The sequence below is a fragment of the Gordonibacter sp. RACS_AR49 genome (assembly GCF_030418435.1).
GTDB lineage: Bacteria > Actinomycetota > Coriobacteriia > Coriobacteriales > Eggerthellaceae > Gordonibacter > Gordonibacter urolithinfaciens.
In genome coordinates this window covers 51995-78197 of record NZ_JAIUDM010000006.1, presented here as the reverse complement: position 1 = coordinate 78197, position 26203 = coordinate 51995, and the positions used below count along the sequence as shown (strand labels likewise).

25 protein-coding genes are annotated in these 26203 nt (G+C 68.1%); 23 read left to right on the top strand and 2 right to left on the bottom strand.

Annotated features, from left to right (window positions below; all coding sequences use genetic code 11):
- Nucleotides 1-29 precede the first annotated feature (29 nt).
- The 5 genes from LB310_RS10835 (at nt 30) to LB310_RS10820 (ending at nt 6632) form a co-directional block, all read left to right on the top strand.
- The gene (locus LB310_RS10835; RefSeq protein WP_123673586.1) at nt 30-1337 is read left to right on the top strand and encodes an MFS transporter; all 1308 of its coding nucleotides are present in this window, start codon (nt 30-32) and stop codon (nt 1335-1337) included.
- Nucleotides 1338-1413: 76 nt separating this feature from the next.
- Nucleotides 1414-1608, top strand: a complete 195-nt coding sequence (locus tag LB310_RS15350) for a zinc-ribbon domain-containing protein (protein WP_143412717.1) — start codon at nt 1414-1416, stop codon at nt 1606-1608.
- A gap of 109 nt (nt 1609-1717) precedes the next feature.
- Nucleotides 1718-1945: a hypothetical protein gene (locus LB310_RS10830; protein WP_278806213.1), complete on the top strand. Its 228-nt coding sequence runs from the start codon at nt 1718-1720 to the stop codon at nt 1943-1945.
- Nucleotides 1946-1954: 9 nt separating this feature from the next.
- The gene (locus tag LB310_RS10825; RefSeq protein WP_278806214.1) at nt 1955-2794 is read left to right on the top strand and encodes a hypothetical protein; all 840 of its coding nucleotides are present in this window, start codon (nt 1955-1957) and stop codon (nt 2792-2794) included.
- Nucleotides 2795-2828: 34 nt separating this feature from the next.
- On the top strand, nt 2829-6632 hold the full coding sequence (locus LB310_RS10820) for a BadF/BadG/BcrA/BcrD ATPase family protein (RefSeq protein WP_278806216.1): 3804 nt from the start codon (nt 2829-2831) through the stop codon (nt 6630-6632).
- A 70-nt stretch (nt 6633-6702) separates the two neighbouring features.
- Here LB310_RS10820 and LB310_RS10815 read toward each other — a convergent pair whose 3' ends face one another.
- On the bottom strand, nt 6703-7647 hold the full coding sequence (locus LB310_RS10815) for a class I SAM-dependent methyltransferase (RefSeq protein ID WP_278806217.1): 945 nt from the start codon (nt 7645-7647) through the stop codon (nt 6703-6705).
- Nucleotides 7648-7759: 112 nt separating this feature from the next.
- On the opposite strand from LB310_RS10815, the gene thyX reads away from it, so the two are divergent.
- The 8 genes from thyX to LB310_RS10775 all read left to right on the top strand — a co-directional run bounded on the left by thyX (nt 7760) and on the right by LB310_RS10775 (nt 16174).
- Nucleotides 7760-8440 (top strand): FAD-dependent thymidylate synthase, encoded by a 681-nt coding sequence (gene thyX, locus LB310_RS10810; RefSeq protein ID WP_301155063.1) that lies wholly within the window; start codon nt 7760-7762, stop codon nt 8438-8440.
- A 1-nt stretch (nt 8441) separates the two neighbouring features.
- The gene (locus LB310_RS10805; protein ID WP_301155062.1) at nt 8442-9905 is read left to right on the top strand and encodes a DUF1385 domain-containing protein; all 1464 of its coding nucleotides are present in this window, start codon (nt 8442-8444) and stop codon (nt 9903-9905) included.
- Between the two features lie 86 nt (nt 9906-9991).
- Nucleotides 9992-10768 carry an ABC transporter ATP-binding protein gene (locus tag LB310_RS10800; RefSeq protein ID WP_278806284.1) on the top strand — a complete coding sequence of 259 codons (777 nt, stop codon included), beginning with the start codon at nt 9992-9994 and terminating at the stop codon, nt 10766-10768.
- A complete protein-coding gene (locus tag LB310_RS10795; RefSeq protein WP_278806285.1) occupies nt 10765-11940 on the top strand; it encodes an ABC transporter permease in 1176 nt (391 codons plus the stop codon). The genes LB310_RS10800 and LB310_RS10795 overlap by 4 nt, the downstream gene beginning before the upstream one ends.
- Before the next feature lie 303 nt (nt 11941-12243).
- Nucleotides 12244-12975 (top strand): amino acid ABC transporter ATP-binding protein, encoded by a 732-nt coding sequence (locus LB310_RS10790; RefSeq protein WP_087190992.1) that lies wholly within the window; start codon nt 12244-12246, stop codon nt 12973-12975.
- 7 nt (nt 12976-12982) lie between these two features.
- Nucleotides 12983-13807 (top strand): transporter substrate-binding domain-containing protein, encoded by an 825-nt coding sequence (locus LB310_RS10785; protein ID WP_157005726.1) that lies wholly within the window; start codon nt 12983-12985, stop codon nt 13805-13807.
- On the top strand, nt 13800-15515 hold the full coding sequence (locus LB310_RS10780; RefSeq protein WP_301155061.1) for an amino acid ABC transporter permease: 1716 nt from the start codon (nt 13800-13802) through the stop codon (nt 15513-15515). The genes LB310_RS10785 and LB310_RS10780 overlap by 8 nt, the downstream gene beginning before the upstream one ends.
- Complete coding sequence (locus LB310_RS10775) at nt 15512-16174, top strand: amino acid ABC transporter permease (protein WP_278806288.1); 663 nt, start codon at nt 15512-15514, stop codon at nt 16172-16174. Before LB310_RS10780 ends, LB310_RS10775 begins: the two co-directional genes overlap by 4 nt.
- 127 nt (nt 16175-16301) lie before the next feature.
- On the opposite strand, the gene LB310_RS10770 is transcribed toward LB310_RS10775, so the two are convergent.
- On the bottom strand, nt 16302-16769 hold the full coding sequence (locus LB310_RS10770; RefSeq protein WP_278806942.1) for a hypothetical protein: 468 nt from the start codon (nt 16767-16769) through the stop codon (nt 16302-16304).
- A 679-nt stretch (nt 16770-17448) separates the two neighbouring features.
- Between LB310_RS10770 and LB310_RS10765 the strand changes: the two genes are divergently transcribed.
- The 10 genes from LB310_RS10765 to tmk all read left to right on the top strand — a co-directional run bounded on the left by LB310_RS10765 (nt 17449) and on the right by tmk (nt 26200).
- Nucleotides 17449-17706: a type II toxin-antitoxin system RelE/ParE family toxin gene (locus tag LB310_RS10765; protein ID WP_197533111.1), complete on the top strand. Its 258-nt coding sequence runs from the start codon at nt 17449-17451 to the stop codon at nt 17704-17706.
- A complete protein-coding gene (locus LB310_RS10760) occupies nt 17699-17971 on the top strand; it encodes a helix-turn-helix domain-containing protein (RefSeq protein WP_041239715.1) in 273 nt (90 codons plus the stop codon). Before LB310_RS10765 ends, LB310_RS10760 begins: the two co-directional genes overlap by 8 nt.
- A 216-nt stretch (nt 17972-18187) precedes the next feature.
- Complete coding sequence (locus LB310_RS10755; protein WP_278806941.1) at nt 18188-20749, top strand: DNA topoisomerase I; 2562 nt, start codon at nt 18188-18190, stop codon at nt 20747-20749.
- Nucleotides 20750-21159: 410 nt separating this feature from the next.
- Nucleotides 21160-22083: a malate dehydrogenase gene (gene mdh, locus LB310_RS10750; protein WP_301155060.1), complete on the top strand. Its 924-nt coding sequence runs from the start codon at nt 21160-21162 to the stop codon at nt 22081-22083.
- Nucleotides 22084-22291: 208 nt separating this feature from the next.
- Complete coding sequence (locus LB310_RS10745; RefSeq protein WP_278806937.1) at nt 22292-23083, top strand: nitroreductase family protein; 792 nt, start codon at nt 22292-22294, stop codon at nt 23081-23083.
- A 105-nt stretch (nt 23084-23188) separates the two neighbouring features.
- Entirely contained in the window at nt 23189-23509 is a 321-nt protein-coding gene (locus LB310_RS10740; RefSeq protein WP_015540341.1) for a hypothetical protein, read from the top strand.
- Nucleotides 23510-23533: 24 nt separating this feature from the next.
- Entirely contained in the window at nt 23534-23713 is a 180-nt protein-coding gene (locus LB310_RS10735) for a helix-turn-helix transcriptional regulator (protein WP_301155078.1), read from the top strand.
- Between the two features lie 93 nt (nt 23714-23806).
- Nucleotides 23807-24676 carry a fumarate hydratase gene (locus LB310_RS10730; protein WP_278806935.1) on the top strand — a complete coding sequence of 290 codons (870 nt, stop codon included), beginning with the start codon at nt 23807-23809 and terminating at the stop codon, nt 24674-24676.
- Nucleotides 24673-25215, top strand: coding sequence for a fumarate hydratase C-terminal domain-containing protein (locus tag LB310_RS10725; RefSeq protein ID WP_087190982.1), 543 nt, complete (start codon nt 24673-24675; stop codon nt 25213-25215). The genes LB310_RS10730 and LB310_RS10725 overlap by 4 nt, the downstream gene beginning before the upstream one ends.
- A 43-nt stretch (nt 25216-25258) precedes the next feature.
- On the top strand, nt 25259-26200 hold the full coding sequence (gene tmk, locus LB310_RS10720) for a dTMP kinase (protein ID WP_278806934.1): 942 nt from the start codon (nt 25259-25261) through the stop codon (nt 26198-26200).
- Nucleotides 26201-26203 lie beyond the last annotated feature (3 nt).

Below are 26203 nucleotides of genomic sequence, written 5' to 3'. Positions count from 1 at the left end.
CCCGTCCACCTTCACAAGGAGGAACATCGATGGCAGAAACAAAGAAAAGCTCCAAGTTCTTCACGCCGGGCTGGATACAGGTTGTCGTCGCCTTCGTGGTGGCTATCGTCACGCAGGGCTTCGGTATCTACCACTTCGGCATGCTCAAGGTGCCGATGACCGAGGCCCTGGGCGCCCAGCCGGCGGAGGTTGCGCTCGGCTTCTCCATCTACGCCTTGGCGGCGGGTTTCGCAAGCCTGGTGGTAGGGGACGTCATCAACAAGATCAAGCTGCGCGGATCGATGCTGTGCTCCGCAGTCCTGTTCTCGGGCGGTTTCCTCATCTTGGGGCTCATGACCGAGATCTGGCAGGTGTATGTCGCCTACGTGGTCATGGGCATCGGCTCCGCCCTGGGCGGAATGGTCATCCTCTCCGGCATTCCCAACAACTGGTTCAACAAGCGCCGCGGCATTGCCACGGCCATCATCTGGTCGGCCATGTTCCCCGGTTCCCTGGTCGTCGGCCAGATCATACCCGCGGCCACGGCCTCGGGCAACTGGCAGATGGCTCCGTTCGCCCTCGCCGGCATCGCCTTCGTCGTCCTTGTCGTGGGGGCGTTCCTGCTTAAGTGGCAGCCCCAGGAAGTGGGCCTGCTGCCCGACGGCATGACCGAGGAGGAGGCCGCCGCCCAGGCCGAGGCCGCCGGCGCGGCGAAGCTCGTCGGCCTCACGCGCGGCGAGGCGCTCAAGACCACGACGTTCTGGTTCATCGCCATCGCCTTCGCCCTCATCGGCATCGGCGAGCAGGGCCCCTTCCAGAACTTCCCCGCTTACATCGTAGGCAACGGTTTCGACCTCGCCGTCGCCGGCGCGTTCATGAGCGCCATCTCGCTCTCCGGCGTGGTGGGCAAGCTCGCCTCGGGCGTCATCATCGATGCCGTCGGGCCCCGTATTGCCTACTGCATCCTCAACTCGCTCGCAGTCGTCGGCCTCGTGCTGATCATCTTCGTGGGCGACAACATCGTGCTTCTGTTCGCGAGCTCTATCCTCTTCGGCGTGGCCCTGAGTTCGTCCGCCGTGTGCTTCTCCACGGCAACCGCCATGTACCTGGGGCCGAAGCACTTCGGTGCGATCTACGGTTTCGTGTTCCTGGGCAAGCCCATCTGCGATGCCATTGGCGTGCCGCTGGTTGCTGCTGTATCGGGGACGGCGCTCGGCTTCTCGGGTGCGTTCGGCATCTGCGCTGTGTTCGTGGCCGGCTCGACCATCTCCATGTTCATGGTGCGCAAGAACAAGAAGCTCGTCCAGATGGAGGAGGAAGCCGCCAAGGAGCTTCAGGCGGAGGTCGCAGCGCAGTAGCTTGAACGCCCTCGAATACGCGCTTCGGGCTCGTGCCGGGGGCTTGGAATAACCCACGTGTACAAGGAGGTTGACCATGTGCTTCAGACCAGCTGCCGCCGCTTCCGGCGGACCGGTCAAGTGTCCCAAGTGCGGCGCTTCGGTATCGGCATCCGCCGACGCCTGTCCGAGCTGCGGCGCCGTTGCCGCAGGGCCGGCCAAGCCCGCACCGCCCGGCGTTCCCGGCGCCCCTAAGGCGCCCGGTCCGCCGAAGGCTCCGGGTCGGCACTAGCTGCTGAAAAGGTTGAAGGAGGCGCGGGCACGGTCCGGCGAGGAGCTCGCCGGGCCGTGCCTCCGGGTCGATCGATGCCCCTCGCGGCGCATCGGGGAGGGAGCAGACGATGGCCTGCGGATTTGCCTGCGAGCTGTGCGGGAAGTGCAACGGCGAGAACAAGAAGAGGGCTGCCGGAGGCGGTTCGAGGCTCGTCACCCAGCCGCGCGGCCTGTGCGGTTCGTGCGGCACGCTCAACAAGCCGTCTGCGAAGGTGTGTGCGGAATGCGGATGCGAGCTCAAGGTTCCCGAGCGGAAGGTCTACGTTCCGGGGCTGAACCATTCCGACAACGGGTAGGTGGGGCACGTGTTCTCCGAATTGCCGCTGGCGCTGTGCACGACGTTTTCCCTTATAGGGGCGGGAGCCTTCATGGTTCTCGCCGTGCTGCCGGACGGGCCGCTTCGGCGGCCGCAGGTCCGCGGGAACGTGGACGTGCTGTGCATCATGCCCTGCCTTGCCGTGGTGCTCGGGCTGGTCGCCGCCTGCTTCGGCTTCCAAGACCAGAGCACCGCCGTGGTCTTGCTCCGGGGCCACGGCGGTGCGGCGCTGGTCCTTGCCGCCGTGGCGGACGTGCTGCTTGCGTGCGCAGCCGTGGCCTACTGCCTCTGCGTCAATTTCGGGAAGGCTGCGGAGGGCTGGCGCAGGGCGCTGCTCCGTGTCGTGGGCGTGCTTGCCGCGCTGTTCGCGTGCGCGTCGGGCCTCGCCCACCTGGCGGCACCCGAGCCGTCTTGGGCGACGCTTGCGACGCCGCTGCAGATGCTCGGCTTCTCGCTGCTCGGCGGCTCCGCCCTCGTCGCGCTGATGCTCGAGAAGGCGGGCGCGTTGGATGATCCCTCGGTGAAAAGGTCGCTGACCGTTGCCGCCGTGCTGGGGGCCGTGCTGGGCATCGGCGGCTTTTCCGCCCAGGTGCTCGCCGTCTCGGGGATGACAGGGGCGGCGGGCGCAGGCGCCGACCTCGTGCGCGCCGCTTCGATGCATATAGCGGTAGGCATCATCTGCCTTGTTGCGACGCTCGTTTTCGAGGCCATGGCGATTCGCATGAAGGAGAAGGGCTTCCACTCCGTCATCGCGGTTGCCAGCGGCTTCGTCGGCGTGTTCTGCCTGCGCCTGGCTTTCTACGCCTTGCAGTTTGCGGGAGCCGCCTAGCTGGGAGGCGGCAGAGAGGTCGGGAGGGTTTCACGTGGCGAGCATCGGCATAGACATAGGGTCGAAGACGATCAAGGTCGTCGTCCTGGACGGGGAGGGCGCCGTGGTCCATTCGGTGTACCGGAGGCACCGTGCGGACGTCGCGTCGACGCTTGCAGGAGCGTTGCACGAGCTGACCTGGTGCTTCGGCGACATAGAGGGCACCGTGGGCGTCACCGGCTCCGCCGGCATAGGGATTTCCGGCCTGCTCGGGCTGCCGTTCGTGCAGGAGGTGGTTGCCACGACGACGGCGGTTCGGAGAGAGTGCCCCCAGGCAGATGCCATCGTGGAGCTGGGCGGCGAGGATGCGAAGCTGGTGTACCTCACCCGGGGTCTCGAGCAGCGTATGAACGCTACCTGCGCGGGCGGGACCGGAGGCTTCATCGACACGGTAGCGTTTATGCTCGGCTTGAAGACGGCGGAGCTTAGCAAGCTCGCGCTCGGCGCGAACCGCGTGTACCCCATCGCGTCGCGTTGCGCCGTGTTCGCCCAGACGGATATCCGCCCCCTGCTCAACGCGGGAGCGCGTGCGGCGGACATTGCGGCGAGCGCCTTGGAGGCCGTGGTACGCCAGACGCTCGGAGGGCTTGCGTGCGGTCGCCCCATCGAGGGCACCGTCGTCTTCCTCGGCGGGCCCTTGGAGCACATCCCCGAGCTCGTGAGGCGGTTCCGCTCCGCCTTGGGCCTCACGGCGCGAGAAGGCATCAAGCCCCTCGACGCCCACCTGTTCACCGCGCGTGGCGCGGCGCTGCACGGTGCGGAGGCCTTCGGCGAGCGTGGTGACGCGGATGTGTCGCTGGTCGCCCTCGAGGAGCGGCTTGCCCGCCTGGCCTCCTTCGCGGACGACTTCCCCCGGTTGCCCCGCCTGTTCGCGTCCGAAGGAGAACTTGCCGCCTTTCGGAGGCGCCACGCCTCCTGCACGATGCCGCGCACAAGGCTGTTCGACTGCGAAGGCCCGCTCTACCTCGGGCTGGACGCCGGATCGACGGCCGTCAAGCTGGCGGTGCTCGACGAGGCGGGGCGCCTCGCCTACGCCGACTGCCGCCCTCCCGGCGGTGAGGTGCTTGAGACGGCTATCGCCATGCTCCGGGACTTCCATGCCGTCGTGCCGCGTGCCGTCGACGGGACGCCCTACGCCTACGTGGCCCACGCCACGGCCTGCGGGTACGGGGAGGATCTGATCAGGGCGGGGTTGGGCTTCGACTCCGGGGTGGTGGAGACGCTCGCCCATGTGCGCGCTGCACGGAGCTTCAGCCCCGATCTCACGTTCCTGCTCGATATAGGCGGCCAGGACATGAAGGCTGTCTGGGTACGAGACGGACGGGTGCTCAACGCCGTGCTGAACGAGGCCTGTTCCAGCGGATGCGGCTCGTTCGTAGAGGGGACGGCGCATTCGCTGCGCTCGACCCCCGAGGAGTTCTCCGAAAAGGCGCTCCTGGCGGAATCGCCCGTTGACCTGGGAACCAAATGCACCGTATTCATGAGCTCGCGTGTCCGCCACGCCCAGAAAAGCGGTGTTGCCGTGGAGGACATCGCCGCCGGCATCGCGTGCTCCGTCGTGCGCAATGCGCTGTTCCGCATCATCGGCCTCGATCGGCTCGACTCCCTCGGCGACTGCGTGGTGGTGCAGGGAGGCACGTTCATGTCCGATGCCGTGCTGCGGGCCTTCGAGCTCGTGAGCGGAAAGGAGGTGGTGCGTCTTGACACGGCGCACCTTATGGGCGCCATCGGCGCGGCGCTCACCGCGCGGGAGCGAGCGCACGCCGCCGCCCGTGAGGGTGCGTGCGCCGTGCGCAGCGGCCTTGCCAGCCGCAAGAAGCTCGACCGCCTCTTCCCTGCTCGCAGCAGCCGGCGTTGCGGGGGCTGCGGGAACGGCTGCTTGCTCTCGGTGGTCGACTTCGGCGGTGGGCGCCAGTTCGTGAGCGGCAACCGCTGCGATCGCGCGCACGGCATCGTCGAAGCGCGCCGCGGCTCCTCGGCACGGGGCGGGAGGCGCCCGCCCAACGCAGTCGCACTCGAGCGCAAGCTGCTTGCGAAGTTCTCGGGGTCGGAAGGCTCGGGGCCCCGCGCGCGCCTGCGCGTGGGCATCGTGAACGCCCTTGCCGGGCACGCCCAGATGCCGTTCTGGCACACGGTCATAGCGGCGCTCGGATTCTCCGTCGCGGTGCCCGATGACGGGCGTGCGGAGGAGAGCGGTGCTGCGCGCGAGGGCGCGGCCACCATCCCCTCGGAAAGCGTCTGCCATCCGGCGAAGCTCGCGCACATGCGCCTGTACGACCTCGTGCGCAGTGCGCGCGCCGACGCGGTTTTCATGCCCTGCTACGTGCGGGGAAGGAAGTGTCCCGTGGCATGCGGTTACGCAGCCGCCGTGGCCGACTGCGCGCCCCTATTGCGGGACGGGGGCGCGATGCTCGTCTCGCCGATGCTGCGCACCGTGAATCCCGCCGCCCTCGCAGACGATGCGGACGACCGGGCGGCTCTGCTTGCGAGCTTGAACGTCGCGGCTGCGACGGCGGGCCTCCCGGCGGTGGCGGATGGGGAGCTCGCAGCGGCCATCGCCGCCGGGCTGGCGGTCCAGCGGGAGTTCGAGCGGACGGTGGGCGAGGCGAACCGGCGGGCGCTTGCGTGGGCCCATGGGGCTGGCCGGCGGGGCGCGGTCCTGGCCGGCCGACCCTACCATGTCGATCCCGCCGTCATGCACGGCATCGACGGCGTCTTGACGAGCCTGGGCTTCGCCGTGCTCTCCCCGACGGCGTTGGACGCGCCCTGCGAGGAGCTTGGGGAGGAAGCGAGCCTGGCTTGGGAGCGGCCTGCCCGCCTCGAGCGGCTCGCCGGGCTGGTCCTCGCGGACCCGGCGATCGAGCTTGTGTGCCTCCAGTCGTTCGGCTGCGCTTACGATGCGGCGGTTTTGCCCGTCGTGCGCGCGGCGTTGGAAGCGGCCGGCCGTCCCTTCACCTCTCTCAAGGTTGACGGGATCGTCGATACGGCCCCTATCCGCATCCGCCTGCGCACGCTCGCCGAGGCATGCGAGGGCGGATCTGCCTACCGGGCAGACGGGGAACGTTACCGCATTGCCTTGCCGGTTCCCCCCGAACGCGGGTGCGGCACCTCTGCCCACTGGAGCCTTCTCGGGCCCATGGGGAGGGCCGACGTCGACGCTGCGTCAGGCGTGGTCCCCGACGATATCTGCTTTGTGGCGCGAGTGCTTGCCGGCAGGTTGATCCGCATGGCGCGGGACGCCGGAAGCCTTGACGTCGTCGAGATGCCGGAGGTTTGCGAGAAGTGCCTGCTGGCGGCCGTGCCTGGTTTGGTCGGTTGCGCTGTCGGGCGCCGCTTCGCCGTGCGCTGGTCGAGGGTTTGGCGCATCCCTTCATCCCCTGGTGTCGACGAAGGGGCCTGCCGCGCCCCGGGACGGCCCCGCATCGGCCTCGTGGGGAACGCCCTGATGGTGTTCGAGCCTTTCATGAACGACGGCATAGCCGAACTGATAGAAGGAGGAGGATGCGAGGCCGTTCTGCCGCGCCCCGAGGGGCTGATGACGGACGACGTGCGCTACCTGCCCGAATTCGACCGTTTTGCCCAGCTGGGCGTCGACCATGTGATCTATCTGCAGGCTTTCGGGTGCCTTAAAGGCCACGTCCGGGCTCGCGGGGCGCTGCACGAGCTTGCTGGCCGGTATCCGGGCATGCCCGTCACCGTGATCGACTACGAACCGGAGGCTTCGGCCCTCAACCGCGAGAACCGGGCCCTCCTCGCAATCGCGGCAGCTAAGGAGGCGCTCGCCGATAGGGGTCTCTAGGCCGATGGGCGCTCCGCGCAAGACGACGGCGCGCCCACTGCCGAAGGCCGCATGGCGAAGGGGGTCGGACTCACTTGTCCCAGGCGATGAACGCCCAGGTGACTTTGCGGGGCTCGCGCAGGGCGAGGCGCTTCTCGGGCTCGCCCTTCCGGCCGGGCAGACCGGCGCGGGGGTTCTCCACGAGGTTGTCGGCGAGCCAGGGGCGCAGGCGCGCGAGGGCGGCGTCCCGCTCCGCGGTGGTGACGAGGGACCCCACGGCGTCGTCCACCATGCGGGAGAACGTCTCGTAGGCCTCCTCGGGCGTGTCGAACGTGTCGGGGCGCGCGCTCTCTATGTAGGACACCTCGGGCTTCAGGCCCTCCTCCGCAAGGATGGCGAACGCGTAGAGGTAGTCGCGGCCCAGCTGGTTCTGCAGGCCGAGGGCGGTGAGCACGCGCTCGTCGGTCCGCGGCGAGCCGCCGGTGGGCAGCGTGATGCACACGCGACGGCGCGCCGCGTCGGTCAGGCGCATGAGCGAGTCCTTCAAATCGGCGGTGGCGATGGAGCGCGAGGCCACGGCCACGTCGGCCGAGTCGTGGAGCACGCCGTGGGCGGCCCAATCGTCCTCCCAGCTCATGAGCTTGGGCGTAACGGACACGATGCCGCGCTCGGCGAGCTCGTCCTCCAAGACGCCCAGCATGCCCTGCGAGAAGTCGGCGGCCACCACGGGGTGTCCCGCCGCGCCCAGCGGCACCGACAGCGCTCCGGTCCCGCAGCCCATGTCGAGCACCGACTCGCCCGGCCGGATGCCCGCCAGGTCCAGGAACCGCTCCACGTAGGGGTTCGGGGCGTCCTTCGAGCCGAACGTGGCCGCGCGCTTGTCCCAGTGCGAGGCGTCGTCCGCGGCGCGGCGGGCCTTCTGCAGCTCCTTCCATTCCTCGTTCCAGTCGTGCGTGGTGAGCAGCGGCGTGAAGGCGGTTGCGGGCTTATCGGGGTGGGAGCCGTCGGGCGTTTCGTGGATGGAGTTTTCGACCATAGGGAAGCCTTTCGCATCGCGGGTTCTCGGCATCGGTTACCATACTAGCGAAAGACAGCGCCGAAACGAGCCTTATCGTCAAAATTATCCCGAATTGAGGAGTATCCGACCCATGCACGTCGAACTTCTGTACCACACTCCCGACCCCGAGCGCGCCATAGCCACGGCGGCGCGCCTGTGCTACGCGCCCGTGGGCGCCGCCGAGCTCATGGAGACCATGCCCGAGGAGCGCGTGCGCAGCGTGCTCTCCACCATCATGGGCAGCGGCCACTTCTCCACGCTCGAGCACGCCAGCTACACCTTCGCGGTGGACGGCGTGTCGCGCGCGCTCACGCACCAGCTGGTGCGGCACCGCATTGCCAGCTTCAACCAGCAGAGCCAGCGCTATGTGAGGTTCGCGGACGGCGTGGCCACGGTGAAACCCGAGAGCGTCGCGGCGAGCGAGGAGGCGAGCGCGGTGTTCGACCAGGCCATCGCCGCCGCCGTCGAGGCGTACGGGAAGCTGCTGGATGCGGGCGTGCCGGCCGAGGATGCGCGCTACCTCTTGCCGAACGCGGCCGAGACGAAGATCGTCATCACCATGAATGTGCGCGAGCTGCTGCACTTCTTCTCCTTGCGTTGCTGCAACCGCGCCCAGTGGGAGATCCGCGACATGGCGCACCGCATGCTTGAGCTGGCGCGTCCCACGGCGCCGTTCGTCTTCCTGGACGCCGGCGCCCCCTGTGTGGGCGGCACCTGCCCCGAGGGGAAGATGACCTGCGGAAACCCGTATCCGCGCGTAAAGAGGGGCTAGCATGGGCGAAGAGAAGAGCGACCTCTCGCGCGCATTCTCCGAGGACGGCGCGCGCAAGACGCACGTGGGCGGGCAGGCCCTTATCGAGGGCATCATGATGCGCGGCAAGTACAACTGGTCGGTGGCCGTGCGCGAGCCGGCGGGCGGAATCTACGTGGAGGAGCACGATCTGGCGAGCGGTCGCGCGAAGAATGGCTGGCTGCACTGGCCGCTCGTGCGCGGCTGCAGGGCTCTCGTTGAGTCGCTCGTGCTGGGGTTCAAGGCGCTCGAGATCGCGGCGGAGCATGCGTTTGCGGAAGATGATTCTGGCGAGGCTGCCGCTCCTACCTGCGAGACCGCGGAGGGGCTCGGCACCGCCCAGTCGCTCGAACAGTCCTGCTCGCACGGACAGCCCGCTGGGCTGTCCGGCTCGTGCGGAACTCGCTTGGTGGACGATGCCGAGCCCCTCCGCTCCAAGGTGGTTGAAGGGGGGCATGCTGGCGGCGAGCCTTCCGTTGCGGATGTTGCGGCATCGGGCGTCGAGGAGGGCACGGGCGGCTCCCTCGCCGATGAGGGGAAGGGCTTTTCTTGGAAGGACGACTTCGGGCGGCCGGGCACGATGATGGACGCCCTCGGGGCGCAGACGTCGCTCGAGGTTGTCGGCGGGCCTGACGCCGCGGGCGGCGGCAATGCCGATGCCTTGGACGGCGGACGCCCCTGCGCCGCGGAGCCCGAGAAGAAATCCTTCCTCGACCAGGAGGCGGAGTTCGGCAAGGGGGCCATGGCGGTGTCCATGGTGCTCGGGCTCGTGCTGGGCGTGGTGCTGTTCATCGTGGCGCCCGCCTTCGTCACGAACCTCATCGTGGGGGAGTACGACCAGAACACCGTGCTCTGGAACGTCGTGGACGGCCTCCTGCGCGTGGCGGTGTTCGTGTTCTACCTGTGGCTCATCGGGCGCATGGCCGAGATCAAGCGCATGTTCGGCTACCACGGCGCCGAGCACAAGACCATCCACTGCTACGAGCACGGCCTGCCCCTCACCCCCGAGAACGCGCGCAGCTTCCCGCGCCTGCACGTGCGATGCGGCACGGCGTTCCTCATCATGGTCATGATCATCGCCATCCTGGTGTACACGGTCACGCCCATCAACGGGCTCATCGCGGCCTGGGGCGTGCCCGACGGCGCGCCGAAGCTCGCGCTGGTCATACTCGTGCGCATCCTGCTCATGCCGGTCATTGCCGGCATCTCCTACGAGATCACCGTGCGCTGGGCGGGCAGCCACCCCGAGAACCCGCTGGTGAAGGTGGTGCTGTGGCCCGGCATGCAGATGCAGTACCTCACCACCAACGAGCCCGACGACGGCCAGATCGAATGCGCCATCGCGGCCATGCAGCGCGTGCTGGAGCGCGAGGAGGCCGAGGCGGCGAAGGCCGCCGGGGCCCCGGCGGCCAATCGGGACGCCTCGTCCGCGGAGGCAGCCGCCTAGCCGGGGCAAGCGAAAACGCTTGCCCCCCCCCCTGACTGCTATACTGCTGCGGAACCGTTCCCGATTCGACTCTGAAAGGCGAGCCGATGGAATCAGCCATCACCGTTACGAACCTGCGGAAAACCTTCAGGCTCTCCGCCAAGCAACGCAAGCTCGAGCGCACCGACGCGAGGACGAAGACGGCCGTCGACGGCCTCTCGTTCGAGGTGCGGTGCGGCGAGATCTACGGCCTCTTGGGCCCGAACGGCGCCGGCAAGACCACCACGCTGCGCATGCTGGCAGCGCTCGTGAAGCCGGACGAAGGCAACGCGTTCGTGGAGGGCGTCTCGGTCATGGACGACCCTATGAGGGTGCGCGGCATCATCGGGTTCCTGACGAGCGAGCTCAAGCTGGAGGATACGTTCTCGCCGGACTATCTCTTCGACTTCTTCTCTGAGCTGCACCACGTTGAGCCGGCCGTGCGCGACGAGCGCAAGCGCGCGCTGTTCGGGCGCTTCGGCATCGACCGCTTCGCGCAGACGAAAGTGGCCGACCTGTCCACCGGCATGAAGCAGAAGACGTCGCTTGCGGTGTCGCTCGTACACGACCCCGATGTCATCATCTTCGACGAGCCCACGAACGGCCTCGACGTGCTCACGGCGAAGGTCGTGACCGACTTCTTGGTGGAGCTGAAGGGCCAGGGCAAGACCATCCTCTTGTCCACGCACATATTCAGCCTGGTGGAGAAGGTGTGCGACCGTGCCGGCATCATTATCGGCGGGCGCATGGCGGCCAACGGCACCCTGCCGGAGCTCACGGGAGGGCGCTCCCTCGAGGACGCGTTCTTCGACCTGTACGCCGCGAGCGCGGGGGAGGCCTCATGAGAAGCAACGTGCTCACGATAGCCAAGAAGGAGCTGGCGAGGTTCTTCAGCAACAAGGCGTCGGCTATCGTCTCCATCGCGCTGCCCGGCCTGCTCATCTTCCTCATGTGGACCGTCATGGGCGACGCCATGGGCTCCCTGTTCTCGCCCGACGAGGGCAAGCGCCCCGTGGTGGCCGTGGTGAACGAGCCGGCGAGCATCGGGGCGCTGGCGCCCGAGGGCGGCATCGACATGGTGGGCGAGGAGGCCCTGCCCGGGGCCGAGGAGATGCGGGAGCGCATCGGGCAGGGCAGCGTGCAGGCGTTCGCCGTGTTCCCCGCCGGGTTCGACGAGGCCGTGGCAGCCTACGACCCGGCGTCAGGCGAGCCGGCTCCGCAGGTGGAGGTCTACTTTGACTCCACCGACCCCAACTCGTCGCAGGCGTATGCGACCCTCACCGGCCTGCTCGACGCCTACGAGTCGTCGCTGGCGAACCGTTTCGATGTGAACGCGGGGCAGGGTGCCTACAACGTGGCCGCGGAACGCGACATAGCCGGTTCGCTCGTGGTGTCCATCGTGCCCATGCTGCTGCTCATCCTGCTGTTCACCAGCTGCATGAACATCGCGGCGGAGTCGGTGGCCGGCGAGAAGGAGCGCGGCACCATGGCCACGCTCCTGTCCACGCCCATCAAGCGACGCGATATCGCTCTCGGCAAGGTGCTGGCCGTCACGCTCATCGGCCTGGCCATCGCCGCGTCCAGCATGCTGGGCATTTTCGCGGGGCTGCCCGGCATCATGCAGGGCACGGTGGACATGAACGTGTACGGCCCGGCGGACTACCTGCTGCTGGTGCTGGTGGTGGTGTCCACCACGCTGCTCGTGGTCATGCTCATCACCGTGGTGTCGGCCCTGGCCAAGACCACGAAGGAGGCGGGCATGTACCTGACGCCGCTCATGATCGTGGTCATGCTCGTGGGCATCCTCGGCATGTTCGGCGGCGGTGCGAAGGAGGAGCTCTGGTTCTACCTCGTGCCGCTCTACAACTCGGTGCAGTGCATGATCGGCATCTTCACGTTCGACTTCCAGCCTCTGAACGTGGCCGCGTGCGTGCTGGGCAACCTGGCGTACACGGGGGCCGGCGTGCTCGTGCTGCAGCGCATGTTCAACAGCGAGCGGCTGATGTTCGCACGCTAGGCGGGGGGCGAGACGCGGGGGCGAGACGCGGGGGCGGGGATGACGTCTCGTCAGGGGCGGAGCACCGGGCCGCGCGTCGCCCCGCGGAATGAGACGTCATCCCCGTCCCCGTGTCTCCCCCCGTGTGCCGGTTTCGCTTCCATCTCCGCTGATTTCGCTATCGTCAGCCTTCCGTAACCTCCTTGCCATCTGGGGCGATGACGTGCATGCTAGACTGGTCGATGCACTTCGTCATGAAATCTTGCAAGACCGCGGCGCACTGACGATCGCGGCCTTTCACGCGGGAAACGGGAGGCTCCGACGGTGGGAAGCGCGATATCGGTCAAGGACATACGCAAGAACTTCGGCACGGTCGAGGCGCTCCGGGGCGTGTCGCTGGAGGTCGACGAGGGGCAGAAGGTGGTGGTCATCGGTCCCTCGGGCTCGGGCAAGAGCGTGCTCATCCGCTGCATCAACGGGCTGGAGACGCCGGATTCCGGCTCCATCACGGTTGAGGGCATGGATTTGTCCGACCGGCATGTGAACTCACGCGCGCTCGCCCGCGACGTGGCCATGGTGTTCCAGAGCTACAACCTCTACCCGCACAAGACGGTGCTCGAGAACGTGACGCTGGCCCCCATCAAGGTGCTGAAGGTGCCGCGCGAGCAGGCCGAGCGCGACGGCCGCGCCTATCTGGACCGCGTGGGCCTGTCCGACAAGGTGGACAAGTATCCCGACCAGCTCTCCGGCGGCCAGCAGCAGCGCGTGGCCATCGCCCGTGCCCTCAACATGCATCCCAAGATCATGCTCTTGGACGAGCCCACGAGCGCGCTCGATCCCGAGATGGTGCAGGAGGTGCTCGACGTCATCAAGTCGCTCGCCGAGACCAGCATGACCATCGTCATGGTCACCCACGAGATGGGCCTGGCGCGCGAGGCGGCCGACACGGTGGTGTTCATGGAGAACGGCCTGATCGTCGACCAGGGCACCCCGCACTACCTGTTCGACGAGACCGACAACGCCCGCGTCAAGAGCTTCCTGTCGAAGATCCTGTGAGGCGGCCATGATCACGAGACGCACCTTCATCCGCACGTCGGCGCTGGCCGTGGCCGGCCTCGCGCTGGCCGGCGGTCCGATCGCCCTCGCGGGCTGCGCGCCCGACGGAGACGTGCTGCGCGTGGGCACGAAGATCGACGTGCCGGGCTTCGGCTTCCAGAACCCCGAGACGGGCAACATCGAGGGCATGGAGGTGGACATCGCACGCGAGCTGGCCAAGCGCATCAAGGGCGACCCGAACGCACTCCAGGTGACCGGGGTGAACGTGACCACGCGCGGAGCGATGCTCGACAACGGCACGCTCGACGCGACGCTGGCCACGTTCACCATCACCGAGGCGCGCAAGAAGAGCTACAACTTCTCGCGCCCGTACTATACCGACCACATCGGCGTGCTGGTGAAGAAGTCCTCCGGCATAACCGACCTGGCGGACCTCGACGGGAAGACCGTGGGCGTGGCGCTGTCGGCCACGACCCGCGATAAGCTCACCGCCGCGGGCGACGAGATCGGCATCCATATGAAGTTCGCCGAGTACTCGACGTATCCCGAGATCAAGATAGCGCTCGTCACCGGGCGCGTCGATGCCTTCTCGGTGGACCGCTCCATCTTGAACGGCTACGTGGACGATTCCACCATGCTGCTGGACGCGCAGTTCGCGCCGCAGGAGTACGGCGTGGCCACGAAGAAGTCGAACACCCAGCTGGCCGACCAAATCGATGCCGCCATCGGCGCCATGTCCGACGACGGCACGCTGCGCTCGCTCCAGGAGCGCTGGGGGCTCGTGGACGACGCGCCCGCCGGAGACGGGAAGGACGGTGGGCAGGATGCTTGACATCTTCGCGCCCAACAAGTGGGAGGCGCTCTTCCAGCGCTGGCCCGACATCCTGGCCGCGTTCGGCACCACGGTGGGCATCTCCGTGCTCGCGCTCGTCATCGCGCTGGCGCTTGGCATCGTGTTCGGCGTGCTGTCGGTGTCGCGCATAGCGCCTTTGCGCTGGGTGACCCGCGTGTACGTGGAGGTGGTGCAGAACGTGCCGCTGCTTCTGCAGGTGTTCGTTTTCTACGCCATCTTCCCGCTGCTGGGGTTCTCCCTCGCCGCGTTCTGGATCGGGGTTCTGGCCATCGGCATCTACCATGGCGGCTATATCTCCGAGGTGGTGCGCAGCGGTATCGGCTCCATCCATCGCGGGCAGTTCGAGGCGGCGAAGAGCCAGGGCTTCTCGTACTGGCAGTCGATGTTCGTGATCATACTGCCCCAGGCCATCCGCATCATCATGCCGCCTTTGGCCGTGCAGGCGGCGAACCTCGTGAAGAACACCTCGGTGCTGGCGCTCATCGCGGGCGGCGAGCTCATGTACTTCTCGAACTCGTTCGCCGGCGCCACGAGCTACTACGGCCCCGTGTACGTGGTGGCGGCGCTGCTGTACTTCGTCATCTGCTTTCCGCTGTCGCGCCTGGCGCTGTACCTCGAGCGCCGCACCCGCGCGCACCGGCATCTGTCCACGGGCGACGCGACCGAGGAGCTGGCCGAGGATGAGCTCGAGGTCACGCCGGGCACGCACGACATCACCGGGCGCGCGGCGGCCGACGCGCTTGCCGGCGGCGTGGGCACCATGTTCGAGACGGTGGATATAGCCCCGGCCCGCCAGGCCCCCTCTCCGCGCCACCCGCTGCACGTGCTGGGAGACGAGGCGGACGGCCCGGCCGAGCGCGGGCCGATGGAGCAGGCGTACACCGGCCGTGTGGCCGCCGAGATCGCCGACGAGATAGGCCGCGAGATAGCGCAGGAGATAGCCGAGGAATGCGGCGACGACGAGGCCTGCGCAGCGCGCGCGATGCGCACGAAGGCCGGACGCGTGAAGGCTCACCGCCGCCTGGAGCGCCGCGCGGCCGCCCGCCGCGGGGTGGAGAGCACGGTTGCCGGCAAGGCCGAGGCCGGCGCCGCCGCGCCCGCGTCGCCGGATGCCGTGGCCGAGGGCGTGCGCGACCTGGGAGCGAGGCGCTCGCCGGAGGCCGACGAGGCCTTGGCCTCGCGGGCCGAGACGGCCACGAGCGACCGCATCACCCGCGACGTGCGCAAGCGCGTCGACGGCGGCGCCGCGTTGGAGGCCGATGCGCAACGTGCTCCCGTCGAGGCTGCCGGCGCGGAGGGCGGGCGCACGGTGCATCGCCAACGTGCCGACGCGCACGACGAGGCCGAGCTGGGAGCGGAGGCCTTCCTCGACAACGACTACGTGCCCGGCGAGCTGGACGCGCCGGCAGAGCGGCCCGCCCACGTGCGCGCGCCGCACGACGAGGCCGACTTCGACGCCGAGAGCGAGGATGCGGCCGCGCGCCAAGCTCGGCGCGAACGCCGCAGCGGCGACGAGGAGGCAAGGGAGTCCAGCGGGCCGGAAACGGTCGTGCCCGAGGACGTGGACATGGAGGCGCTTGCCGGCATAGCCGCGCGCGCGGCCGACGATGCCGCCGCGCGCATGGAGCGCCTGCGGCGCGAGGGCCTCGAAGGCCTTGGCAAAGACGAGCGAGGGGAGGGCAAATGAGCGAGATAGCCGCCCTTTTCACCTGGGTGAACATACGATTCCTGCTGCAGGGCCTGGGTATGACGCTGCTGATATCCGCGCTGGCCATCCTGTGCTCGGTGGTGCTCGGCACCGTCATCTCGGTCATGCGCACGTCGAGCAGCCGCGTGCTGCGCGGCGTGGCCACGGTCTACATCGAGATATTCAAGAACACCCCGCTGCTCCTGTGGATCATGTTCACGTTCTTCGTGGCGCAGCTGCCGCCCATCGGCGCGGCCGTGTTGGCGTTCACGCTGTTCACGAGCGCGAGCGTGGCCGAGATCGTGCGCGGCGGCCTGGCGAGCGTGCCGTTCGGCCAGTACGAGGCCGCGAAGTCGCAGGGCTTCTCCACCGTGCAGACGTACCTGCTGATCATCTTGCCGCAGGCGCTGCGCAACATGGTGCCCGCGCTGTTGTCGCAGTTCGTGACCACCATCAAGGACACGAGCTACCTCTGGGGCGCCATGGCGCTGCAGGAGCTCATGGGGCGCGGCATGATACTCATGAACAGCTACAACTCAACGGTGCAGATATTCGCCATCTTCGGCATCATGGCGCTCATCTACTTCGTGGTGTGCTTCACGCTCTCGCAGATCGTGCGCGCCTACCAGCGCCGCCTGAAGGAGGCGCGCACGGCGTAGGGGCGAGACAGGGGGACGGGGATGATGTCTCATTCCCCGACGCGGTACGGCCTTGCGAAACTCCTGGGAATGAGACATCATCCCCGTCCCCCTGTCTCGCCCCTGTCTCGCGGGCACCCAGAGGCATCTACTGCGCGAGTGCCAGGTACGGCAGGTACGCCTGCGCGCTCTCGGGGACGGCGAGGGTGACGTTCTGGCCATAGGCCGAGACGGTGACGTAGCCCGGGTCGTCGTAGGTGGTAATGGTGCCGTCGATGCCGGCGTACGACCCGTCCACGGTGCCGGTCTCCACGGCGTCCGCAGGCAATGCGGCGGCCTGCCAGCCGTCGATGTCCAGCTCGGCCACGAGCTCGTCCACCTGGTCGGCCGTGAGGCCGGTTGCGGCGGCTATGTCGTCCTTGCGCTCGTCGATGGCGTTCTTTACCTGGCCCTTGAGGTCGGTTGCGTCCATGGCGGCGTTCGCGACGGCCGCCTTGGCGCCCTGCGCCGCATCGCTCACGGGGCCGAGCGAGGTGTTCGAGAACACGACGACGCCCACGCCGACGAGCACGACGACGGCGAGCAGGGCGAGAAGCGCTCCGAGGACTTTCTTCATGAGGTGCCTCCTTGCGGTTTGGATGGCCTGCGCGGCGTGCGGTGCGCCGTGCGGCGCTGCTGCGCGGTCGCGCGGCTGCGGGCGGTTCCGCCGCTGGTGCGTTTCGTGGTCGATGCGCGCGGCGGTGGGTGTCGTGGTTCGGCGGCCTACCCGAAGGATAGCCTACCCGAGAATCGCCCGGTTCACGAAACGCCCGCAGCTTCTCCAACGCGCGGTAACGAAATCCCCATCGCATTTCCCGAAGCGGTCCGTCTTCCTTCCAGGGTGCCTTATGCATCATCAGGGGTTTTCGCGCGAAGCGAAAAACCGCAAGGTTCGTGCGGCAATCGTGCAAGGATTCGGCAAGGAACAGGCGGTCGCCGCGCAAGAAGCGCACGGCCGACGCGCTTGAGACGCGCAAGGTTTTTGCGGTTTCGCGACGGTCGACCGACGGTCGCCATGCAAGGTCGCGGCGCTATGATCGGCGGAGGATTGCGGGAATGGGCGGGAGAAGGGCAGAAGGCAGGACGGATATAAGACGGGATGGTACTTGCGTATATAACATATATGTTATATACTGTTGGTATCCCCGCAAGGGGGCGGAATGGAAGAGTTCGAGGTTGTTTTCTATTGTAAGGCGAATGGAACGAAGCCTATGGTGAAGTCCTCGATTCGCTCGAACCGAAGCTGAGGGCGAAGGTTGACCGCCATCTCCGCTTTGCGCGATCAGGCCGACATGCTGTGGGAGCCGCATTCGAAATCCATGGGAAAAGGCTTGTTTGAGTTGCGTGTTCGCCAGGGCAGCGACATCGCTCGCGCCTTCTATTTCTTTTTCTGCGGAAGCAAAATCGTGGTGACGAACGGGTTTGTGAAGAAATCGCAGAAAGCCCCTCGAAGGGAGATCGAGCGGGCGCTCGCCTACAAAGCCGATTGGGAGAAGAGGTTCGGAAATGGATGATCTTGATCGTTATCATGCGGAGCAGATGAAAGACCCCGAGTGCGCCGCCGAGTACGAGCGCCTGGAGCCGGTGTACGACATCATCAGCGCCATCACGATGGCGCGCGCCGAGCAGAACCTCACCCAGCGCGAGCTGGCCGAGCGCTGCGGCATGAGGCAGAGCGCGTTCGCGCGCCTCGAGTCCGGCAACGCAAACCCCACGCTCAAGACGCTACAGCAGGTGGCAAAGGGCCTCGGCAAGAAGCTGCGCATCAGCTTCGTGTGAGCGCCCTACCGCCGCGCCACCTCCGCCGCGGTGCGGCCCGCCGGTTCCGCGCTCGCTTCAAGATGCGTATTTTTCGCCGCAACTGCCGCAAATCGTGTATGCTAGCGTCTGCTGCGCGCCCAAGCGCGCCATCCCCGCACACGTTAATAAACGAATGGGGCATCGTGTGAACGCGATCAGGCCGCGGGAGGCGGCCGGAAGAAGAGGAGGAACCGCGTGAAGCTGGTGGTAACCGAGAAGAACGACGCGGCTCAGAAGATCGCCGACTTGCTCGGCGTCAAGAAACCCAAGGCGGACAAGGTGTATTCCACGCCGGTGTACCGCTTCGACGTGGACGGCGAGGAGTGGGTGACCATCGGCCTGCGCGGCCACATCCTGGAGCCCGACTTCACCCCGACCATGGTGTACAAGAAGCGCGGCGGCTGGCAGGGCGTCACGGAGGAGGGCGAGACCTTCCCGGCGAAGCTGCCCGCGACGCTGCCCAAGCCCCCCTTCAAGAAGAAGAAGCCCTTCACCGAGGACGGCGTGGAGCTCAAGACCTGGAAGATGGACGCGCTGCCGTACCTGGTGTACGCGCCCATCAAGAAGCTCCCCAAGGAGAAGGAGATCATCCGCTCGCTGAAGAACCTGGCGAAGAAGGCGGACTCCGTCATCATCGCCACCGACTTCGACCGCGAGGGCGAGCTCATCGGAAGCGACGCGCTCTCCTGCATCCAGGAGGTGAACCCCGACGCGCCCGTGTCGCGCGCGCGGTACTCGGCGTTCACCAAAGAGGAGATCACGCACGCGTTCGACAACCTGGTGGAGCTGGACGTGAACCTGGCGTCCGCCGGCGCGTCGCGCCAGGACATCGACCTCATCTGGGGCGCGGTGCTCACGCGCTACCTGACGCTCGTGAAGTTCGCCGGCTACGGCAACGTGCGCTCGTCGGGCCGCGTGCAGACGCCCACGCTCGCCCTCATCGTGGCGAAGGAGCGCGAGCGCCTGGCGTTCGTGCCCGAGGACTACTGGGTGATCCGCGGCGCGTTCGGCACCGACCCGGACGCGTTCGAGGCCCCGCACGCCACGGCCCGCTTCAAGGTGGAGGCCGAGGCGAGCGCCGTCATGGCGCACGTGGAGGGCGCCACCACCGCCCGCGTGTCGGGCGTCGAGAAGAAGAAGCGCACGGTCCAGCCGCCCGCGCCGTTCAACACGACCTCCCTCATGGCCGCCGCGTCCGCCGAGGGCCTCTCGCCCGCGCGCACCATGCGGATCGCCGAGAGCCTCTACATGGACGGCTACATCTCCTACCCCCGCGTGGACAACACCGTGTACCCGAGCTCGCTCGACCTCGCCGACACGGTGAAGGCCATCTCGGGAAACCCCGCCTACGCGCCGTACTGCAAGGAGCTGCTGGCGAAGGGCGAGCTCAAGGCCACGCGCGGCAAGAAGGAGACGACGGACCACCCGCCCATCTATCCCACGGCCAAGGCCACGCCCGACGACCTCGCGCCGGCCGACTACAAGCTGTACAACCTCATCGCGCGGCGTTTCCTGGCCACGCTCTCCGAGGCGGCCGTCGTCGAGGGCACGAAGGTGTCGCTCGACGTGAACGGCGAGCCGTTCGTGGCCAAGGGCGACGTGCTGGTGCGTCCGGGCTTCCGCGCCATCTACCCCTACGGCCTGAAGAAGGACGAGCAGCTGCCCGCGCTCGCGGAGGGCGAGACGATCGCGTTCAACGGCGCCACCTGCACGAAGAAGCAGACCGAGCCGCCCGCGCGCTACAGCCAGGGCAAGCTCATCCAGGAGATGGAGAAGCTGGGCCTGGGCACGAAGTCCACGCGCCACTCCATCATCGAGCGCCTCTACGCGGTGAAGTACATCGTGAACGACCCCATCGAGCCCTCGCAGCTGGGCATGGCCGTGTGCGACGCGCTCGACAAGTTCGCGCCGCACATCACGCATCCCGAGATGACGGCCGAGCTGGAAGAGGAGATGGACAACATCGCCGAGGGCCGCACCACGCGCGTGAAGGTGGTGGACACGAGCCGCGACCTTCTGGCCGACCAGCTGGCCAGCCTCCTGCCGCACTCCGAGGAGGTGAAGGACGCGCTCGCCGACGCCGTGGCCGCCGACGCCTACGTGGGCCCGTGTCCCAAGTGCGGGAAGGACTTGCAGCTACGCGCGAGCCAGAAGACGCGCGGCATGTTCATCGGCTGCGCCGGCTGGCCCGACTGCGACGTCACCTACCCGCTGCCCAAGGGCAAGGTGGAGGCCGTGCCCGAGCCGTGCCCCACCTGCGGCATGCCCCAGGTGAAGGTGACGGCGTTCCGAGCCAAGCCGCGCACCATCTGCATCGACCCGAACTGCGCCACCAACAAGGAGCCGGACGTGATCGTGGGCGAGTGCCCCGTGTGCAAGGAGAAGGGCAAGCAGGCGAACCTCGTGGCGCAGAAGAACCCGCGCACGCTGAAGCGCTTCATCCACTGCGAGAACTACGAGGAGTGCGGGGTGGGTTACCCGTTGCCGCAGTACGGCGCGCTCACGGCCACGGGCGAGGTGTGCGAGCACTGCGGCGCGCCGATGGTGATCGTGACCACCGCGCGCGGCCCGTGGAAGCTCTGCCCCAACTTCGACTGCCCCGGCAAGGAGCAGGACGAGGAGAAGAAGGGCGCGTCGGGTGCGAAGGGCGGCGCGAAGAAGGCGCCCGCCAAGAAGGCGCCCGCCAAGAAACCCGCGGCGAAGAAGGCTCCCGCGAAGAAGCCGGCCGCCAAGAAGGTTTCCTCCGACAAAGCCTAGCGACCAATTCCCGATCGATCGTCTGGTCGGCCCTGACCTACCTCGACAGCGCAGCCCCGCGGCTGCGCTGTCCCGTACCTACGCATCGACCGGTCGGCCGGGCAACGGCTTCGGGCTCTTGCTGCACACTTTTCACCAGTTTTTTACGTCGGAAGGCGGGTTTTCCGACCCGTGAAGCCGAACAGGCTATCAGCGATGACCGTTTCCCCTGATCGCGTTTCCTTGCGGCGAGGTCTCAAGTGCCGGAGTGTAGAAATCTGGTGAAAAGTGTGCAGCGCGGCTTCGCGTCGCCAACCGTCACCAACTGCGACGTGCCGTTTCGCTGGAGATGCGGGACTCGTCGTCGCAGCTTGGCGCGTGGGGCGCTACAATGCGGGGCGCAGAACCTGACTTCGAAGGAGAGCAATCACATGCCCAAGGTAACCATCGTCGGCGCCGGAAACGTCGGTGCCACCGCCGCCCACATCATCGCGTCCAAGAACCTGGCCGACGTCGTGCTCATCGACGTGGCCGAGGGCCTGCCCCAGGGCAAGGCGCTCGACATGATGCACATGCGCAGTGTGGAGAAGTTCACCGTGCACGTGACCGGCACCAACGACTACGCCGACACGCGCGACTCCGACGTGGTGGTCATCACCGCCGGCATCGCCCGCAAGCCCGGCATGACCCGCGAGGATCTGCTCGGCGTGAACGCCGGCATCATGAAGTCGGTGATCGGCCAGGCCAAGGAGGCGTCCCCGAACGCGGTGTTCATTTGCGTGACGAACCCGCTCGACGTCATGACCACGCTGGCGTTCCGCGAGAGCGGCCTGCCGGCGGAGCGCCTCATGGGCATGGGCGGCGTGCTGGACTCCTCGCGCCTGTCGTTCGCGGTGTGCGAGAAGCTCGGCTGCGAGCCGGCGGCCGTGGAGGCGTGGGCCGTGGGCGCGCACGGCGAGGGCATGGTGTGCTGGCCGCGCTTCACCACGGTGGACGGCACCCCCATCACCGAGCTCATGGACGAGGCGGCCGTGGCCGAGGTCGTGCAGCGCTGCGTGAAGGGCGGCGCCGAAGTCGTGGCGCACCTCAAGACCGGCAGCGCCTACTACGCGCCCGGCGCGTCCATCGCCAAGATGGTGGAGGCCATCCTGGGCGACACGCACGAGATCATGAGCGTGTGCGCGCACATCGACGGCCAGTACGGCATCGACGACCTCTACATGAACGTGCCCGTGCGCTTGGGCCGCGACGGCGTGGAGGAGGTCGTGGAGTTCGACCTCGACGACGAGGAGCTCGCGGCGCTGAGCGCGTCTGCGGACAGCGTGCGCGCCGGTCTGGCGAACCTGCCGGAGTAGGTCGACCTGCGGGGCGGGCGGAGGGAGGCCGTGCGGCACTCCTCGCACACTTCGCGAAAGCTCGTCGCACCGCACGGCCTCCCTCCGCCCTAGGCGAGGGGCTGCGAGGTGACGGGCTTCCGTGCGGCTCACAAGGAGGCGTCGCTTGAGGCGGCGTCTTCTTCGTTGGGGGGAGGGGTCGGACTCCCTTGGGAAGAGAGGGTTCAACATGCTGATAGAGATCGACGCTGGGCGCTGCATCGGGTGCGGGAAGTGCGTTGCCGACTGCGTGGGGTCTAATCTGGCCGTGGAAGACGGCATCGCGCAGGTGAAAGGCCGCTGCATCCTGTGCGGCCACTGCGTGGCCGTCTGCCCGACGGCGGCGGTGTCCATTCCGGGTTACGACATGGCCGACGTGGAGCCGTCTGCGCCGGCGGGCGAGACGATCGACGCCGCCGACCTCCTGCGCGCCATCAAGTCGCGTCGCAGCGTCCGTTCGTTCAAGCCGGAGCCGGTGGGACGCCAAGAGCTCGAGTTCGTGCTGCAGGCAGGTCGCTACACGGCCACGGCGAAGAATGCGCAAGGCTGCCGCTTCGTCGTAGTGCAGGACGGCCTCGCCGAGCTCAAACGGCTCGTGTGGGACGGCATCGAGGAGCTGCTTGCGCTGCCGGCAGACGAGAAGCCGCGTTGGGTGAAGCTCTACAAGTCGTTTTTGCGCGACGCGTGCGCGGGCAGGCAGGACTTCCTGTTCCGCAACGCACCGGCTGTCGTGTACGTGGCTGCCGAGCGCGCCGACGACGCGGGCCTGGCGGCTCAGAACATAGAGCTCATGGCGGCCGCGCAGGGCCTCGGCGTCCTGTTCAACGGCTACCTCTGCCGCGCCTCCGAGGAGCTCCCCGCCGTGCGCGCGTTCCTTGGGGCGGACGAGCGCCCCCTGCAGATGTGCCTGTTGCTGGGCTGCCCCGCCGTGTCCTATCCCCGCACGGCCCCGCGCATGCCGGGCGACTTCGTGGTGAAGTAGACTGCCGTCATCGCAAAAAGTAAAGAACTCTTGACATTCTGCCGCGGAGGCGGCATACTGCGAAATGTCAAGAGTTCTTTACTTTGTGGCCGAAAGGAGCCGATCATGGACGAGATGGAGAAGTCGATCAGGACGCGGTCGGAGGCTCTGGGATACAAGTTCGCGGTCCTGCTGCTGGCGACATGGACGCTCGTCAATCTGGTGCTGTACCTGGCCACCGGGGGCGCGCGGGATATGCTGCCCACGCTCGTGCTCATCGCCGTGCTGCTGGCGCAGGGCTTCTCCGAGGAGTCGATGAAGCGGCGCATGGTGGAGGGCGACGACGAGTACCATGAGCCCAACCGGACAGTGCGCATCGTCGTGGGCGTGTTGGGCGTGGCGCTGGTGACGTTCTTCGCCGGCTTCCTCGCCTTGTACGCGGCGTAAGCGGGCGGCACCGTGCGCAACGACATCAAGCGCCTGCGCAAAGCGCTGGGCCTGCGCCAGGAGGACCTGGCCCAGCGTTGCGGCGTGAGCCGCCAGACCATCGTGGCCGTGGAGAACGACAAGTACGACCCCACGCTGCCCCTCGCCCTGCGCCTCGCCCGCGAGCTCGGCACGACCGTGGAGGAATTGTTCCACCTGGAGTGACCGCCTCCCCATCTCGCGCAGGCCGGGGTCCTCGCAGGCACGTCCCGGCAACGTGGGAGGCGGATCGGCCGGGTTGCGGTATAATTCATCCCCATGGAAACCATCATCACGAAATCACAGGTCGCGGACGCTGTTTACGCGGCCATCCCGCGGCTGGCGTGCGAGCTGCCGGCCGACATCGAGGCGGGGATCGCCGCGGCGCGCGCCGTGGAGGACAACCCGCGCGGTCGGGCGGTGCTCGACCAGCTGGCGGAGAACGCGCGCATCGCGCGCGAGGACCGCGTGCCCCTCTGCCAGGACACCGGCACGGTGTGGGCGAGCCTCGAGATAGGCCCCGACGTGCTCGTGGCCGGCGACGTGTTCGCCGACGTGGACGACGCGGTCGCCCGCGCCTACGACGAGGCGCGCCTGCGCAAGTCGGTGGTGCGCGACGCCATCCTCGACCGCGCGAACACCGGCGACAACACGCCCGCGTTCTGCGACATCCACCCGGTGGACGAGCCGGGTGCGGCGCGGCTGCACCTCATGCTGAAGGGCGGCGGCTCGGACAACGCGAGCCGCGTGGTCATGCTCGTGCCGGGCGCCGGCAAGCAGGGCATCGTGGACGAGCTTGTGCGCTGCGTGCGCGAGAAGGGCGCGAACGCCTGCCCGCCGCTGGTGATCGGCATTGGCATCGGAGGCACGTTCGACAAGGTGGCGAGCCTTGCGAAGCGGGCGCTCATGCGCCCGGTGGACGAGCCGGCGGCCGATCCGCGTCTGCGCATGCTCGAGGAGGAGCTGCTCGCGGCCGTGAACGACACCGGCGTGGGCCCCGGCGGCCTCGGCGGCGCCACGACGGCGCTCGCCGTGCGCGTGGCCACGGCTCCGTGCCACATCGCGGCGCTGCCCCTCGCCATCAACATGGGATGCTCCGCCATGCGCCGGTGCACGATCGACCTCGCATCGGAAGGGGGCGCGCGATGAGCGACGAAGCGATCCGCCTGTCCCTGCCGCTCGACCGCCCGCGGCTCGCCGAGCTCCATGCCGGCGATGCGTGCCTTCTCACGGGTCCCCTGTACACGCTGCGCGATGCCGGGCACGTGCGCCTCATGGCCGAGCTCGAGGCCGCGGACGGCACGCTGCCCTACGGCCTGGACGGCCAGGCCATCTTCTACGCCGGCCCCACGCCCGCGGCCGCCGGCCGGCCGTTCGGCGCGGTCGGGCCCACCACGGCCAGCCGCATGGACTTCGCCGCCCCGGCGCTGCACCGCGCGGGCGTCGTGGCGACCGTGGGCAAGGGGCGCCGCTCCGCCGAGGTGCGCGACGCCTGCTGCGCCACGGGTTCCGTTTATTTCGTGGCGTGCGGCGGCGCTGCGGCCTACCTGGCCAAGTGCGTGGCATCATCGGAGACGGTGGCGTACGACGACTTGGGAACCGAGGCGCTGCGCCGCATCGAGGTGGTGGACTTTCCCGTGTTCGTGGGCGTGGACGTCCAGGGGCGCGACGTGTACGACCTCGCCTGAGCGCGCCGCTTCCGGCGCTGACCGTTAGGATCGAAAAGACACTGTGACGCAGGAACTTGCCGAAAACGATGCCCCGCGCGGCATCTTCATAACGTTCGAGGGTGGCGAGGGCGCCGGCAAGACGACGCATATCCGCTTCCTGTCCGAGAAGCTGTGCGAACGCGGCCGCGAGGTCGTGCGCCTGCGCGAGCCCGGCGGCACCGCCGTGGGCGAGGAGCTGCGCGCCGTGGTGCTGGACCCGAAGAACGACAACCTCTCCGACGAGGCCGAGCTGCTCATCTACGAGGCCGCCCGCGCGCAGATCGTGGCGGAGGTCATCCGCCCGGCGCTCGAGCGCGGCGCCGTGGTGCTGTGCGACCGCTTCGCGGACTCCACCATCGCCTACCAGGTGCACGGGCGCGGGCTGGACGCCGCCTTCGTGGAGCAGGCGAACGCGTTCGCCTGCCAAGGCGTGTCGCCCGACCGCACCATCCTGCTGACCACGGGCGGCTCGGCGCGCACGGGGCTCTCGCGCGCCACGCACCGGGGCGCCGACCGCGTGGAGCGGGCGGGCGAGGAGTTCCACACGCGCGTGAACGAGGGCTTCCTGGCCATCGCGCGGGCCCACGCCGACCGCGTGCGCGTGGTGCAGTCGGCCGCGCGGAAGTCGCGGACGTCGGAGCTCGTGTTCCGCGAGCTGGCCGACCTCTTCCCGTGGATGGCGGACGTCGTGGACGACCCGCCGTACTTCGCCTCGCTCGACGTGCGTCGCCCGCGCCCGCAGGGAGCGCGCGGCGGCTCGGGCAACCGCGGCGGCGGCAACGGCAACAACCGTGGCAGCGGCGGCACCCGCAACGGCGCCGACGGCGGCGCGAAGGGGAAAAGCGGCAACCGCGGCAACCCTGGTGCGAAAGCCGGCCGCAGCGGCGGCGGCCGTGCCAGGCAGGAGAAGCCCTCGCAGGGCTCGAGCGGCAGCGCCCCGCGCGGCAAGGGCCAGGGGAGATAGGCC